Origin of the sequence: Micromonospora sp. CPCC 205546 (assembly GCF_036902715.1) — a bacterium.
Taxonomy (GTDB): Bacteria; Actinomycetota; Actinomycetes; order Mycobacteriales; family Micromonosporaceae; genus Micromonospora.
Genome location: NZ_JBAKHL010000003.1, coordinates 1 through 13,024, shown reverse-complemented (window position 1 = coordinate 13,024; position 13,024 = coordinate 1). Strand labels below are relative to the sequence as shown.

Below are 13,024 nucleotides of genomic sequence, written 5' to 3'. Positions count from 1 at the left end.
TCACGCCTCCATGTTCGGCAGGATGGCCGGCAGCACACCGGCCGCCGCGGCGATGGCGGCGGGGGTGGTGTCGAGGTGGTCCAGCAGCCCCTCGACGTACGAGACGTCGACCCGGACCTTCTGCACCCTGCCGTCGACGTCGCGCATGACGAACTCGCGGAAGCCGAGCCGGGTCGCGCTGGTGGCGTCGGCGGCGGAGAGGGAGGCCAGGGTCGCCTCGTAGCCGTCGTTGACCGGCACCCGCAGCAGCCTGAGTGCTTCGGAGGCGATCTCCGCGTCCTCGGCGATCCGGCCCACGAATACGGTCGAGACCAGGTTCTGCACGTCGAGGCCGAGGATGTCCTTCGGGTTCTGGGAGGCCACCAGCGCGGCGAGGTTCCACTTGCGGGAGTCGCGCGCGAGCCGGACCAGGAACGACCGCCCGGAGCGCCAGCCCTCCATGAAGTGCGCCTCGTCCAGGCCGACCAGCTTGCGCGACGACATCGAGCCGCCGTAGCAGCGGCGTACGGCGAGCCGGTGCGCGGTGTGCAGCATCGGCAGGGCCAGCGCCTCCTCGGCGGACCAGTATTCCCGCTCGATCTTCAGGTCGGGCAGTCGCAGCCCGGCCATGGTGATCACGGTGAGCGCGGCGTCGGCGCCCAGCAGTCCCTCCGGTGGCCGGCCGAAGAAGAGCATGGCCAGCGGCATCTCGGCGGTGTCCAGCAGCAGGTTGGCCAGTTCCTTGCCGGCGTCGTCGTCGAGCCGGCTGAGGCAGGCGACCACGTCGTCCAGGGTGGAGGTCTCCTCCGCCGGCACCTGGCGTACGGCGTGCCGGAAGAGGGTGGCGGTGGACGCCTCCCGGGCCACCTGCGGGGGCACCAGCATCATGCAGATGTCCTGCACCAGCATCCGCCGCTCGGCCCGGGCGTTGGAGACCGCGATCTCGAACTCGCGGTCGCCCGAGGCCCCGGTGCCGAACTCGCTGCGCAGCGGCGTCGGGATGAGCGAGTACGGGGCCAGGGTGCCGTGCTCGGAGCCGGTCAGGTTCAGCACCCGCGCGTACGGGCGCAGCTCCGGCATGGCGCAGAGCCGGGCGAGCGGGCCGGACGGGTCGAGCAGCGTCACCTGCACCCCGCGACGGGCCGCGAGGTAGCCGAGCGCGCCGAGCAGGGTCGACTTGCCGCCGCCCGGTTCGGCGACGAAGACGGCGAGCCCGGAGCGTTCGCGTACTTCCATGGGGAAGTGCAGGTCGAGGAAGACCGGCCGGCGGCAGGTGCCGGCGGTGCGCCCGATGAGGTCGCCGCGCCGGTCGCCGACGGTGGAGGCGGCCTGGGGGAGCGCGGCGGCGAGCAGGTTGACCGGCATCCGCCGGACGTAGCCGGTGTTGGCGATCGGCTCGCCCGGGATGAACTCGCGGGCCAGCCAGTCCTGGTTCTTCGGGTGTTGCAGCGAGATCCGCAGCTCGCGGGCGTAGAGCTGGATCAGCCGGCGGGCCCGCTCCAGGCACTCCTCGCGGTTGCGGCCGCCGACGGCGATCCGGTGCCAGCCGTGCGCGCGGGCGGAGTCGACCGGCAGCCCGGTCGTCATCTCGTCGCCGATCACCAGGGCGCGCTTGGCCAGCCGCTCCAGCTCGGGCGGGGCGTCGATGCCGTGTTCGGCGTAGTCGAGCTGCTGGGAGCGGATCATCCGCAGCCGGTGTTCGAGGTTGCGGAAGGAGTCACCCGAACCGAGGATGTCGACGCGGGTGGAGAGCTCCATCGGCCACGGCAGCCGCTCGTGGAAGTGCAGCCAGGGCTCGTGCCGCTCGGGGATCTCCAGCGGCTCCATCCGGCCGACCGCCAGCACCGCGACGTGCCGTTCCTCGCCGGTCATCCGGTTGACCAGCTTGACGGTGGAGCCGTAGGGGGTGCGGTAGCGCTCGACCTGCTCGGTGAGGGCGAGCAGGTCGCCGCGTTCCCACTGCCCGTCGGTGAGCGGGGACAGCTCCCCGGGCGGCGCCATGCACAGCGCCACCGAGCGGTAGAGCAGCCACTCCAGTTCCTGGGCGGTGACCCGCCGGCCGCGCATGCCGAACGCGCCGAGCACCTCGTCGAACTGCTCGACGGTGCGGCCGAGCTTGCGGCGCTCGCCGTCGGCCACGCCGCGGCCGAAGGTGCGCAGCAGCCGCTCGGTGAGCGAGTCGCCGAGGGAGCGACGGGCGAAGGTGACGCCGAGATAGGTCTGCCCCTCGGCGTGGTTGACCGAGAGCAGGTGCCGCTGCGCGGCCACCAGGTGGTCGCCCCAACCGGCGGTGCCGGGGACGTCGGGCAGCGGCGCGGCGGTGTGCGCGTCGATGGTGCGGGCCCACTCGTCGGCCGGGAACGGCCGGGTGGTGCGCCGCAGGTGCAGCCGGAAGCCCGCCAGGCCGGCGTACTGCTCGGAGATCGCCGAGAGCAGGGCCTCCCGTTCCGCGTCGGGCCGGAAGGCCCAGCGCACCTCGGGCAGCCAGTACCAGGCGGTGACGGTGTTGGGGGTGAAGGTCAGGTGGCCGGCGATCTCGGTGATGGCGAGCTCGACCGCCGGGTCACGGTCACCGAACTTCATCTTCGGCGGCTTGACCCGGACGGGCTTGGTGGCCTGGTTGCGCCGACCGGCGGAGCGCTGCCGCGGCGGCGCCACCTCCCGGCCGGACCGCTCCGTCGGGCGTTCCCCGCCGCGGCGGGACGTCGGCTCGGGCGCCGGGGCCGGCGCGGGCGGTTCGAGCGGTGCCGCCTGCAGAGGCACCGGATGGGCGGGCGGGGGCGCCGCGGCGGCCGGCGCGTCCTGCGCCGGGACGCGGAGCGTGGGGAGCCGGTCCCCGGGCTGGTGCGGCACCCGGGACCTGGCCGGTCGGGCCGGCGGCTCGTAGGGGGTGGCCGGGAGCCGGTCGACGGTCGGTGCGGACCCGACGGGCGCCCGCTCGGCGGCTTCGCCGGACAAGGCCGCGTCCGTGGGGTGGGCCGCGTCGCCCGGGTGGCCCGCCTGCAGGGGCGGCGGCGGGGGAGTGGGCGCCGCCGGGAGCGCCGCCGGGGCGGCCGGTTGCGGCGGGGCGGCGGGGTGCTGACGCCCGCTGGCCCGCTGCGGGGGTGCCGTCGGCCGGGGCGCGCCGGGACGCGTACCGCCGAACAGGTCGAGGAAGGGCGAGTCGATGTCGGCGCTGTCGCCGGTGCCGGGCTGTGGCTCGGCCGGCGGCGTCCGACGTGGCGCCGGACGGGGGGCCTGGAAGACACCCACGCCACCGTGCCCGGGTGTCGTCACCAGGGCCGGGTCCAGGGCGGCAGCCTCATCCGCCTCGGGATCGTGAACGTAGTCGAACGACCGCGCACGGTTACCATGCGGGACGGCCGGGCGCCCTGCCGGGGAACCCGGCGTGGAACTGCGATTCATGCGACCGCCTCATCCGCGTCGTTCGACTGCCTGGTCGGGGTGCGACCGGTCATGCCAGTTCCTCCCGGATCCTGATCCGACTGCCGACCAGGCGGGGATCCCGCTGCTCCGCGGCCGGCTCCCGGGTCCGCCGCCAGTCGGTCAGCGCGGTGCGGATCACCATGCGCGCGGGCCGGTCCGGGTCGACGTACCGGAAGATGAACGAGGTGCTCACGATGGCGAGCGCGATCTCCCAGGCGGGGAAGAGTTCGACCTGCAGCGTGAACAGCCAGTGGATGAACATGTAGAGGGGAACAAGCAGCATGAACAACCCGTACTGGGCGTACGGCAGGTGGACGGGAAGGGTGTAGCCGGGCGGCCCGAGGTAGACCAGGCGAGCCCGGTAGATGTCGTCGTCGGTGCGCAGCCGCATCTCGTGCCCGCGCCTATTCGAAGATCAGGTCGATCAGGTAGTCGCCGATGAAGAAGAGTGTGGCGGCCCCGGCGATGAAGGCGAGCCCGACGATCGCGATCGCCGAGCTGGTGAGGACCTTCGAGATCTCACCCCGGCTGGCCCGTCCGATGAAGATGACGCCCAGCACGGCCAGCAGGATCGGCGCGATCTTGCTGGCGAAGAACGTGACGACACCCTCGGTGTCGATGCCCTTGGGCGCAGGCTCGGCGAGTGGAGTCGACGCCAGGGTGGAGAGCGTGTGGGCGGCGGCGGACGTCGCCGTCTCCATCAGCTCGATGGCGATCACTGGAACCTCCCCAAGTCGCGGCCCGCGGCGCCGCGGTGGTGCAGTAGGCATGCCTGGCGGGAACGGTGCTCCCGGTGCGCAGCGTCGGCGACCCTGCGTTCGTCACCCACCACGGAGGGTGGTGAGCTTTGGGCGGATTTTCCCGCTTCGGCCCTCCCTCCGGGCTTCGCCATCTCGATGCCGGGCAGTTCCAAAGCGTACGGGCACCCACTGTTTGCGACAAGCCGCGAAGAGTCTGCCCGATCCGACCCGGACGACCGATCGTACACCTGTTCGAATTGCCATGTCACCACCCTCGACCCGGCCCTGCCCGGGGCGCCGCGGCCGACCGGTACCGTCTAGCCGTGACCGATCTGGTACGGGCCGCGGCCCCGGTGGTGATGGGCGTCCTCAACGTCACGCCCGACTCCTTCTCCGACGGCGGACGGTACGCCGACCTCGACGCCGCCGTCGGACACGGCGTGCGCCTGCGGACCGACGGCGCCCACCTGGTGGACGTCGGGGGCGAGTCCACCCGGCCCGGCTCCGACCGCGTCGACGCGGCGACGGAGACGGCACGGGTGATCCCCGTGATCCGGGAACTGACCGCCGCCGGAGTGCCGGTCAGCATCGACACCACCCGGGCGCGGGTGGCCGAGGCGGCCCTCGCCGCCGGGGCGACCGTGGTCAACGACGTCTCCGGCGGTCTCGCCGACCCCGACATGGCCCGGGTGGTCCGTGACGCCGGCTGCCCCTGGGTGCTCATGCACTGGCGGGGCCACTCCCGCCAGATGGGGGAGCTGGCCCGCTACGCCGACGTGGTCGCCGACGTACGCGCCGAACTGGGCCGCCGCGTCGACGAGGCGCTGCGCGCCGGGGTCGGCGCCGACCGCATCGTCGTCGACCCGGGCCTCGGCTTCGCCAAGACGGCCGCGCACAACTGGGAGTTGAGCAGGCGCCTGCCCGAACTGCTGGACCTCGGCTTCCCGCTGCTCTTCGCGTCCAGTCGCAAGTCCTACCTGGGGCGGCTGCTGGCCCGCCAGGACGGCACCCCCCGTCCCACGGACGACCGCGACGTGGCCACCGTCGCCACCAGCCTGCTCGCGGTGGCGGCCGGCGCCTGGGGCGTACGCGTGCACGACGTCCGGGCCACCGTGGACGCCCTCGCCGTCTGGCAGGCCACCGGCGCGCCCCGCCTGGCACCCGCGTCCACCGGTGCGGCCCACGCGAGCCCCGGGGGCGCCGGACGGCCGGACCGTGGCGCCGAGTACGGAGGAGACCGATGACCGACCGGATCCAGCTGACCGGCCTGCGGGCGCACGGCCGGCACGGGGTGTACGACTTCGAGCGCGAGCAGGGGCAGGACTTCGTCGTCGACGCCGTCCTGGAGATGGACCTCGCCCCGGCGGCCCGCTCCGACGAGGTGCGCGACACCGTCCACTACGGCGAACTCGCCGAGCGGCTGGTCGCGGTGGTGACCGGCGAGCCGGTCAATTTGATCGAGACGCTCGCCGACCGGCTGCTGACCGTCTGCCTGGCCGATCCGCGGGTCGAGGCCGCCACGATCACCGTGCACAAGCCGGAGGCGCCCGTCCCGCACGCCTTCACCGACGTGGCCGTCACCATGACGCGGCGGCGCGACCGGTGAGCCGCGCCGTGCTGTCCCTGGGCAGCAACCTCGGCGACCGGCTGACCTACCTGCGCTGCGCCGTCGCGGCGTTCGGCGACAGCGTGCTGCTGGTCTCCGGTGTCTACGAGACTCCACCGTGGGGGGACGCCGACCAGCCCGCGTACCTCAACGCCGTGCTGCTCGCCGAGGACCCGGCCGCCGGCCCGTACGACTGGCTGGAGCGGGCCCGGGCGGCGGAGCGCGCCGCCGGACGGACCCGCGACCCGCAGCGGCGTTTCGGGCCGCGCACCCTGGACGTGGACGTCATCGCCGTGTGGACCGACGGCGACGAGCCGGTGCTCAGCGACGACCCCGAGCTGACCCTGCCGCACCCCCGGGCCCACCTGCGGGCCTTCGTGCTGCGGCCGTGGATCGACCTGCAGCCGTACGGGCGGCTGCCCGGACACGGCTGGCTGACCGACCTGCTCAACACCGGTCCCGCGGCGGGGGACGCGCTGGATCTGCGTCCCCGGCCGGATCTGGCGATAGAGTCGACGGCATGACCCAGTGGAGCCGGCCGGCATGACGCAGGCGCAGTCCCCAGGACCGGGCGGTGCGGGCCCCGGGCGCTCCCGGATGGGCCCCACCCGGATCTCCACCCTCGTGGTGGCCGCCCTCGGCGCCGCCGCGGTGGCCTGGTTGCTGATCAGCACCCTCTACTACGACTACCTGCCCGACCTGCCCTGGCTGCCGGTGGTCACGCTCGCCGCGCTGGCCGTGCTGGAGGCGTACGCCGCTGTCAACACCCGCAGCCGCATCGAGCGCAGGCCGGGGCACGAGCCGGTCAACCCGCTGCTGGTGGCCCGGTTCGTGGTGCTGGCGAAGGCTTCCGCGCTGGCCGGCGCGATCTTCACCGGGTTCTACGCCGGGCTGACCGGTTGGCTCTTCGTGGAGCGCACCGACGCCGCGATGGACGACCGGCCGATCGCCGGTGCCGGCCTGCTCGCGGGGCTGGCGCTGGTGGGTGCGGCGCTCTGGCTGGAGCGCTCCTGCCGGGTTCCGGAGCAGGAGGACGACGAGGACCGCGAGCCCGGCGGCCGGGAGGGCCGCCCCGGCCGACGCTGATCCCGGGGGGTTACGCCCGGCCCCCGGCGCGGGTACGGTGCCTGCGACCGAGAGCAACGCCGCCCCGGTCCGCCCGCGCGTCGGACCCCGTGCACGGGCGGCCACGTGGAGGGCGGCGTCATGCGGTACGACGAACCGGGGCGTGAGCCGTCCCCCGAGCCCTCGTCCGGCATCCCCGCCTCGGTCCTCGAGAACGTCTTCGACGACCCCGCGCACGGCGAGCCCGGCCGCGACCGGTTCGGCGTCCACGTCGCCTGGGAGTTGCTGCTCCTGCTCGGCCTGGGTGCCCTCACGTACCTGCTCTGGGCGGAGGACCCGGGCGCGCTGCGCGGCGACGGGCTGCGCTCCCTGCTGCTCGACGCCGTCGTGCTCGGGCTGCTGGCGCTGGCGGCCGGGCTGACCCTGCGTACCGCCGCGGTGAACCTGGCCGTCGGCCCCGTCGCGGTCGCCGCGGCGCTGCACGTGGCCGAGCAGGGCGACCGGGGCGTCAGCGCCGCCGCCGGCCCGGCCCTGCTGGTCGCCGCGCTGGGCGGGCTCGCCCTGGCGCTGGTCGTGGTGGTGCTGCACGTTCCCGGCTGGGCCGCGTCCCTAGCCGGCGCGGCCGGGGTGATCGTGTACGTCCAGCAGCGCTCCGCGCCGGTCCTGCCGCAGGGCGACTACGACCCGGAGCGCGGTGCCCTGCACCTCTTCGTCGGGTTCGCGGCCGTCGCGGTCCTCGGCGGCCTGTTCGGTTCCGTGCGGGCCGTCCGCCGGATGGTCGGCCGGTTCCGCCCGGTCGTGGACCCGGCCCGTCGCCGGGGCGTGGTGGCGGCGGTGGTCACCTCGGGCGCGCTCGTCGGCTCCACGGTGCTGGCCGCGCTGGCCGGCATGCTCGTCGCCAGCCGGGACATCGCCCCGGTGGCACCGGATCCCGGCCTGGATTGGACGGTGCTCGCGGTCGGCCTGGCGCTGCTCGCCGGCACCAGCGCCTTCGGCCGGCGCGGCGGCGTCTTCGGCACGCTGCTGGCGGTCTGCCTGGTGACGGTCCTCCTCGCGTACGCCCGGACCCGGGGCTGGACGGTGAGCCGGTGGGCGGTCGGCGCGGCGGCGCTCGGCGTCGGGCTGCTGGTCACCCGGCTCGTCGAGGCGTACGGGCGGCCGGCGACCGGGGCGGCGACGGAACCGGTACCCACCGGGGACGGCCGGATCGGCGCGGGCTGGACGGCGCCCCCGCCGGACCCGGTCGGCGACTGGCCGCCCGCCGTGCCCAGACGGTCCTCCGAGAGCCCGGTGGACCCGTGGAGCGATCCCGGCTGGGAGAGCGGTCCGCGCCGGTGGGACGCCGGCGAGCGGTGAGCCGGTGCCGCGTCCACCGGGCCGGTGGTGATCTCGCCGGTTAGGCTCGGCGGCATGACCGACACACCTTCGACCTCCGCCGGCCCGTCCTTCGAGCAACTCGACGCGCTGTCCACCGAGGAGCTGCGGGAGCAGGCGTTCGCGGTCGCGCGGGAGCGCCGCGACGTGCGCTTCTTCTGGTCGGTGCTGCGGCACCTGCCGAACGCCGACGAGGCCGCCGCCCTCGACGGCGCGCCCAACTCCGTCGGGCCGACGATCGACGAGGCAGCGGCCCTGTGGCGGGAGCTGACCGGGCACGGCTACGAGGAAACGGCTCCGCTGCTGCGGGCCGCGTTCATCGACTACCTGATGAAGCACCCGCGACGGTGACGTCGACCGACGGTCACGGGCAGGTTTGCCCACCGCGGTCCGCCGGGAACTGAGCCGATCATGGCGCTCACCAACCCGTCACGGACCGGCGGTCGCTACGGGACGGCGGCGGGCACGGGCGCGCTCGCGGCGCTCCTCCTGGTCGCGGTCTGCGGCAGCCCGGCGTACGTCGGCTGGGCCGCCGGCACCGACCCGAACTCCGCCGGCGGCTGGTACCTGCAACTGCTCTCCTGGCCGTCGTGGCAGTTCAACGGGGACGGGGCGAGCGGCGGCCTGCTCGTGGCGAACCTGCGGGCCGTCCTGCTGGTCGTCCTCGCGGCGCTATTCCTCTACCTGTTGCCCACCTCGCAGGTGGCCCGCGTGCAGGGGTCGGGTACGCAGTTCTTCTCCGGGTGGGCCGCGTACGTCCTGGCCGGTGGCTTCGCCTCGCTGCTCGCCGCCTTCCTCGGCCCGGAGCCGTCGCTGCTCACGGCGATCCAGGCGGGCGGCGCGGGCGCGACCTACGGCTTCCTCTCCGGTTGGATCATCGGCGCCGCCAGCCTCGGCGGCCGCGCCTGACCCGGCGGTCCCTCAACGCCCGGGTCCGCCCAGTTCGAGCAGCCGCGCCCGGCTGAGCACGCCGACGGGCCGCCCGCCGTCGGTCACCACGACCCGGTCGGCGGCCGTGGTCAGCAGCACCCCCAGGGCGTCGTACGCCGAGCCGCCGAGCGGCATCGTCGGCAGGTCGGCCACCCCGGTCTCCGGCAGCGGTTCGACGGCCTCGCCGGTGACCGGGGTGACCGCCAGCCGGCGGATGCCCCGGTCGGCGCCCACGAACTCCCGGACGAAGGGCGTGGCGGGCGCACCGAGCACGGCGGTCGGAGTGTCGTACTGCTCCAGCCGCCCACCCTCGGAGAGCACCGCGATCCGGTCGCCGAGCCGGACCGCCTCGTCCAGGTCGTGGGTGACCAGCACGATGGTCTTGCGCACCTCGGCCTGCAACCGGAGGAACTCCTCCTGCAACCGGGTCCGCACGATCGGGTCGACGGCCGAGAACGGCTCGTCCATCAGCAACACCACCGGGTCGGCGGCCAGCGCCCGGGCCACCCCGACCCGCTGCCGCTGCCCGCCGGAGAGCTCGTGCGGGTATCGGCGGCCGAACGTGGCCGGGTCGAGGCCGACCAGCTCCAGCAGCTCGTCGACCCGGCGGCGGCTGCGCTGACGCGGCCAGCCGAGCAGCCGGGGCACGGTGGCGACGTTGGCGCTCACCGTCTGGTGCGGAAAGAGCCCGACGTTCTGGATGACGTAGCCGATCCGGCGGCGCAGCCGGACCGGGTCGACCCGGGTGACGTCCTCGCCGCCGAGCAGGATCCGGCCGGCGGTCGGCTCGATCAGGCGGTTCACCATCCTGAGCACGGTGGACTTGCCGCAGCCCGACGGCCCGATCAGCACCACCAGTTCGCCGGCGGCGATGTCCAGGCTCAACTCGCGTACGGCCTCGGTGCCGTCCGGATACCGCTTGCGGATGCCCTCGAGCGTGATCGACGCCGCGCGCGGTTCGGCGGGGGCGGTGCCCTCCGGGGTAACGTCCACACATGTCCTTCCGCCTGAGCTACCGGGCCGACCCGGGTAACCCCTGGTTCTCCTGGCAGTACGTGCGGGACAACTCTGACACGATCCTCGCCGCCGTGCGGGAGCACGCCTCGCTGACCGCTCGCGCGGTGCTGATCGCCGCGCTGATCGCGCTGCCGCTGGCGGTGGCCGCGTACTGGTACCGCTCGCTCTCCGGGCCGGTCCTGGCCCTCACCGGCGTGCTCTACACGGTGCCGTCGCTGGCGCTCTTCGCGTTCGTCGCGCCCTACCTGGGCATCGGCACGCTCACCGCGCTCAGCGTGGTCGTCCTCTACGCGCTGCTGGTGATCGTCCGCAACGCCGTCGCCGGGCTCAACCAGGTGCCCCCCGAGGTCCGCGAGGCGGCGGAGGGGATGGGCTACGGCCGCTGGGGCCGGCTGTTCCGCGTCGAGCTGCCGCTGGCCCTGCCGGGCATCCTCACCGGGCTGCGGCTGGCCACCGTCTCCACCGTGGCCCTGGTGACCGTGGGCGTGGTGATCGGGCGCGGCGGCCTGGGGCAGCTCATCTTCGCCGGCTTCCAGAACAACTTCTACAAGGCGCAGATCATGACGGGGACGCTGCTCTGCGTCCTGCTCGCCCTTGTGCTCGACCTGGCCCTGGCCGGGGCGGGCCGGCTGCTGACCCCCTGGCTGAAGCGGTCCCGGTGAGCGCGAGGAACGCAGCGCAGCGGAGTCCCGCAGTCGTGAACGAAAGGTGGCTCCGGTGAGCGCGAGGAACGCAGCGCAGCGGAGTCCCGCAGTCGTGAACGGAAGGTGGCTCCGGTGAGCGCGAGGAACGCGGCGCAGCGGAGTCCCGCGGTCGTGAACGAAAGGTGGCTGCGGTGAACCCGGTCGAGGCGGCGATCGTCTGGCTCAACGACCCGTTGAACTGGACGAACCCGGGCGGCATCCTGGACCGGCTCGGCGAGCACCTGTCGATGTCGGCGGCGGCGGTGGCGCTCGGCTGCCTGGTCGCCTGGCCTGTCGGGCTCTGGCTCGGGCACACCGGCCGGGGCGGCGGGCTGGTGCTGCTGGTGTCCAACGTGTCGCTGGCCGTTCCCACGCTCGCCCTGCTCACCATCCTGCCGCTGACCTTCCTCGGCTTCGGCAGGCCGTCGGTGGTGGTCGCGCTGGCGGTCTTCGCGGTGCCGCCGCTGCTGGCCAACGCGTACACGGGGGTGCGGCAGGCCGATCCGGAGGCCCGCGACGCGGCGCGCGGGATGGGCTTCTCCGGCTGGCAACTGCTGCGTCGCGTCGAGCTGCCGCTGGCGGTGCCCTACCTGGCGGCCGGCTTCCGCACGGCGTCGGTGCAGGTGGTGGCGACCGCTGCGCTGGCGTCCTTCGTCAACGGCGGTGGCCTGGGCCAGATCATCCGGGCGGGCTTCGGGCTGGACATCGCCGCCGGCGGCGGGCAGATCATCGCCGGTGGTCTGCTGGTGGCCGGGCTCGCCATGCTGCTGGAACTGGTGCTGGCCCTGGTCGAGCGGCTGGTCACGCCGCGCCCGCTACGGGCGTACGGGCGTCGGGCGGGCCGCCGGGCGGCGCAGGCGGTGGCCGGCGGCTGAGCGCCGCCCACCCACCCGGAGCCGCGCCCGGGCGGTACGCGACGGCGAATCCGGCTCACCTCCGGTGACGATCCGGTGACGAACTTCCCCTCGGGTTGTCGGTGCCGCGTGCAAGATGTTGGGGTGGGAGACCCGGGCACCGCACTGCGAGCCGCCCGTGGGACACAGCGGGCGGCGGACCAGATCGCCCGTCGGACACGCGGCCGGCCCGGCAGGGTCGCGCCGGGACACGGAAGGCGGGCACTGAATGCGCGCACGTACACGCCTGGCCGTCGGCGCGGTGGGAGCCCTCGCCGCGGCGGGGATGCTGACCGGCTGCGGCGACGCCGGCTCCTCCGGCACGGACGCCCCCGAGCAGGCGGCCTCCGGGGCCGGCTGCGCGCCGGTCGCCGGTGACCGGCTCGTCGTGCTCGACGACGACAAGAAGCTCCAGAACACCGACAACGTGCTCCCGGCGGTCAACGCCGACGCGGCCGACCCGCAGCTCATCGCCGCGCTGGACAAGGTCTCGGCCGCGCTCGACACCCCGAAGCTGATCCAGCTCAACAAGGCCGTCGACGTGGACCGTAAGACGGCGCAGAAGGCGGCCGAGGAGTTCGCGGCGGCCAACGGCGTCACGGCGGGCATCACCAAGGGGCCCGGCGGGCGGATCGTGATCGGCGCGGCCAACTTCACGGAGAGCCAGATCCTGGCCGAGCTCTACAAGATCGCGCTGACCGCCGCCGGCTACGACGCCAAGGTGCAGCAGATCGGCAACCGCGAGCTCTACGAGCCGGCCCTGGAGAAGGGCGAGATCCAGGTGATCCCGGAGTACGCGGCGACCATGGCCGAGTTCCTCAACACCAAGGCCAACGGCAAGGACGCCCCGCCGGTGTCCTCGCCGGAGCTGGACAAGACCGTCGCGGCGCTCAAGGCGGCCGGCGACAAGGTGGGCCTCGTCTTCGGCACGCCGGCGGCGGCGCAGGACCAGAACGCGTTCGCCGTGACCAAGGCGTTCGCCGACAAGTACGGCGTCGGCACGCTCTCCGAGCTGGCCGCCAAGTGCTCGGGCCAGGCCACGGTGCTGGCCGGGCCGCCGGAGTGCCCGCAGCGGCCGAAGTGCCAGGCGGGGCTGGTGCAGGTCTACGACTTCAAGGCCGGCTCGTTCAGCTCGCTGGACCAGGGTGGCCCGCAGACCAAGAACGCGCTGAAGACCGGAGCCGCGAGCGTGGGCCTGGTGTTCTCCTCGGACGGCGCACTGGCCGTCGGCTGATCCCGGCCGCCCGGCGGCGGCGCCCGGGCCCCGGCGGGCCGCCCCCCCCCCCCCGCCCCTTTCCCCGCCGGGGGACG

General features: G+C 74.3%; 14 protein-coding genes. 10 read left to right on the top strand and 4 right to left on the bottom strand.

Features of this window, described 5'->3' with window-relative positions:
- The 3 genes from V6U77_RS01455 to V6U77_RS01445 are packed head-to-tail and all read right to left on the bottom strand — an operon-like array spanning position 1 to position 4,124.
- The gene (locus V6U77_RS01455; RefSeq protein ID WP_334604251.1) at positions 1–3,384 is read right to left on the bottom strand and encodes an ATP-binding protein; all 3,384 of its coding nucleotides are present in this window, start codon (positions 3,382–3,384) and stop codon (positions 1–3) included.
- A 49-nt stretch (positions 3,385–3,433) separates the two neighbouring features.
- Positions 3,434–3,796 carry a hypothetical protein gene (locus V6U77_RS01450; RefSeq protein WP_089003089.1) on the bottom strand — a complete coding sequence of 121 codons (363 nt, stop codon included), beginning with the start codon at positions 3,794–3,796 and terminating at the stop codon, positions 3,434–3,436.
- Positions 3,797–3,809: 13 nt separating this feature from the next.
- Complete coding sequence (locus V6U77_RS01445; protein ID WP_089003090.1) at positions 3,810–4,124, bottom strand: hypothetical protein; 315 nt, start codon at positions 4,122–4,124, stop codon at positions 3,810–3,812.
- Between the two features lie 344 nt (positions 4,125–4,468).
- On the opposite strand from V6U77_RS01445, the gene folP reads away from it, so the two are divergent.
- From folP to V6U77_RS01410, 7 genes are all read left to right on the top strand, one after another.
- Entirely contained in the window at positions 4,469–5,389 is a 921-nt protein-coding gene (gene folP, locus V6U77_RS01440) for a dihydropteroate synthase (protein ID WP_334604249.1), read from the top strand.
- The gene (gene folB / locus V6U77_RS01435) at positions 5,386–5,751 is read left to right on the top strand and encodes a dihydroneopterin aldolase (protein ID WP_334604248.1); all 366 of its coding nucleotides are present in this window, start codon (positions 5,386–5,388) and stop codon (positions 5,749–5,751) included. The genes folP and folB overlap by 4 nt, the downstream gene beginning before the upstream one ends.
- The gene (folK, locus tag V6U77_RS01430; RefSeq protein WP_334604247.1) at positions 5,748–6,275 is read left to right on the top strand and encodes a 2-amino-4-hydroxy-6-hydroxymethyldihydropteridine diphosphokinase; all 528 of its coding nucleotides are present in this window, start codon (positions 5,748–5,750) and stop codon (positions 6,273–6,275) included. The genes folB and folK overlap by 4 nt, the downstream gene beginning before the upstream one ends.
- Before the next feature lie 19 nt (positions 6,276–6,294).
- A complete protein-coding gene (locus V6U77_RS01425; protein WP_334604246.1) occupies positions 6,295–6,837 on the top strand; it encodes a DUF3180 domain-containing protein in 543 nt (180 codons plus the stop codon).
- A gap of 120 nt (positions 6,838–6,957) precedes the next feature.
- Positions 6,958–8,172: an ABC transporter permease gene (locus V6U77_RS01420; protein ID WP_442934351.1), complete on the top strand. Its 1,215-nt coding sequence runs from the start codon at positions 6,958–6,960 to the stop codon at positions 8,170–8,172.
- A 54-nt stretch (positions 8,173–8,226) separates the two neighbouring features.
- Complete coding sequence (locus tag V6U77_RS01415; protein WP_334604243.1) at positions 8,227–8,541, top strand: hypothetical protein; 315 nt, start codon at positions 8,227–8,229, stop codon at positions 8,539–8,541.
- A gap of 60 nt (positions 8,542–8,601) precedes the next feature.
- Positions 8,602–9,099, top strand: coding sequence for a hypothetical protein (locus V6U77_RS01410; RefSeq protein WP_334604242.1), 498 nt, complete (start codon positions 8,602–8,604; stop codon positions 9,097–9,099).
- Between the two features lie 12 nt (positions 9,100–9,111).
- Here V6U77_RS01410 and V6U77_RS01405 read toward each other — a convergent pair whose 3' ends face one another.
- A complete protein-coding gene (locus tag V6U77_RS01405; protein ID WP_334604241.1) occupies positions 9,112–10,113 on the bottom strand; it encodes an ABC transporter ATP-binding protein in 1,002 nt (333 codons plus the stop codon).
- 2 nt (positions 10,114–10,115) lie between these two features.
- On the opposite strand from V6U77_RS01405, the gene V6U77_RS01400 reads away from it, so the two are divergent.
- The 3 genes from V6U77_RS01400 to V6U77_RS01390 all read left to right on the top strand — a co-directional run bounded on the left by V6U77_RS01400 (position 10,116) and on the right by V6U77_RS01390 (position 12,947).
- Positions 10,116–10,799 carry an ABC transporter permease gene (locus tag V6U77_RS01400; protein ID WP_334604240.1) on the top strand — a complete coding sequence of 228 codons (684 nt, stop codon included), beginning with the start codon at positions 10,116–10,118 and terminating at the stop codon, positions 10,797–10,799.
- 164 nt (positions 10,800–10,963) lie between these two features.
- A complete protein-coding gene (locus V6U77_RS01395) occupies positions 10,964–11,695 on the top strand; it encodes an ABC transporter permease (protein ID WP_442934350.1) in 732 nt (243 codons plus the stop codon).
- A gap of 247 nt (positions 11,696–11,942) precedes the next feature.
- Positions 11,943–12,947: a glycine betaine ABC transporter substrate-binding protein gene (locus V6U77_RS01390; protein WP_334604238.1), complete on the top strand. Its 1,005-nt coding sequence runs from the start codon at positions 11,943–11,945 to the stop codon at positions 12,945–12,947.
- Positions 12,948–13,024 lie beyond the last annotated feature (77 nt).